General features: G+C 71.6%; 1 protein-coding gene and 2 pseudogenes. All 3 read left to right on the forward strand.

All coding sequences use genetic code 11. From position 1 onward, the window contains the following. Positions 1-152: pseudogene (locus tag D7318_RS32300) on the forward strand (roadblock/LC7 domain-containing protein); the annotation flags it as partial. Between the two features lie 104 nt (positions 153-256). Beyond that, positions 257-919, forward strand: coding sequence for a DUF742 domain-containing protein (locus tag D7318_RS32305; RefSeq protein WP_120700800.1), 663 nt, complete (start codon positions 257-259; stop codon positions 917-919). Beyond that, a pseudogene (locus D7318_RS32310) lies at positions 900-1,077 on the forward strand (ATP/GTP-binding protein); the annotation flags it as partial. The gene D7318_RS32305 and the pseudogene D7318_RS32310, both read left to right, overlap by 20 nt.

Genomic DNA, 1,077 nt, shown 5'->3' on the forward strand with positions numbered 1-1,077 from the left:
CGATCTCGGATGGTTCGTCGTTGGCGGTGTTGGCGCATCCCGAGGCTGATATCGGTCTGGTGGGTTATGAGATGGCGTTGTTGGTGGATCGCGCCGGTACGGTCCTGACCCCCGACCTCCGCGCCGAGCTCCAGGGGAGCCTTCTCAACTAGCAGATGACTTGTGCGGATTGGGGCCCCGCACCATAAGGTGCGGGTCAAACGAGGCGACAAGCGACCACGGCACCGCGACAGCGAAGGCACTTGGAGGAGGATCTGTGGCAACGCCCTCAGGCGGACCTTACGGCAGCGAGTACCCGCCGCCGCACGGCGGTGGCCGTTCCGGCCGCTTCAACTTCCCCTCAGCGCCGAGCGGCGGCCAGTGGCCGCCGCCGGAGCGACAGCCCGCGCCCCAGCGGCAGCCCGACCAGGGACCCGAGGCGCGCGGCCCGCACGTACCGGGTGCCGCACGCCCCCCCGGACCCGGATCGCCGGGCCCCGACCAGGGCCCGGGCCCCGAGCACGAGAGCTGGACGCCGCCGCGCACGCGGCAGCCCGCGCCGCCGCGCCGTTCCTCCGGCGGCGAAGGGCCCGAGGCGCCCCAGCCGCTGGTGCGTCCGTACGCGATGACCGGCGGCAGGACCAGGCCGCGGTACCAACTGGCCATCGAGGCCCTGGTGTCCACCACCGCCGACCCGGCGCGGCTGACCGGTCAGCTGCCGGAGCACCAGCGGATCTGCCAGCTGTGCTACGAGGTCAAGTCGGTCGCGGAGGTGTCGGCGCTGCTCTCCATCCCCCTCGGGGTCGCCAGGATCCTGGTGGCGGACCTCGCCGAGGCCGGGCTTGTCGCCATTCACCAGCCGGGCAACGACGCGGAGCCCGGCGGCCAGCCAGATGTGACACTGCTCGAAAGGGTGCTCAGTGGACTTCGCAAGCTCTAACGACGCCGGTCTCTCCGCGCCGTCGCGTTCCACGACCTCCGCGAAGATCGTGATCGCGGGTGGGTTCGGCGTGGGGAAGACCACGTTCGTGGGGTCGGTGTCGGAGATCAACCCGCTGCGGACCGAGGCGGTGATGACGTCGGCGTCGGCGGGGATCG

Origin of the sequence: Streptomyces radicis (genome assembly GCF_003626575.1) — a bacterium.
Lineage (GTDB): Bacteria > Actinomycetota > Actinomycetes > Streptomycetales > Streptomycetaceae > Streptomyces > Streptomyces radicis.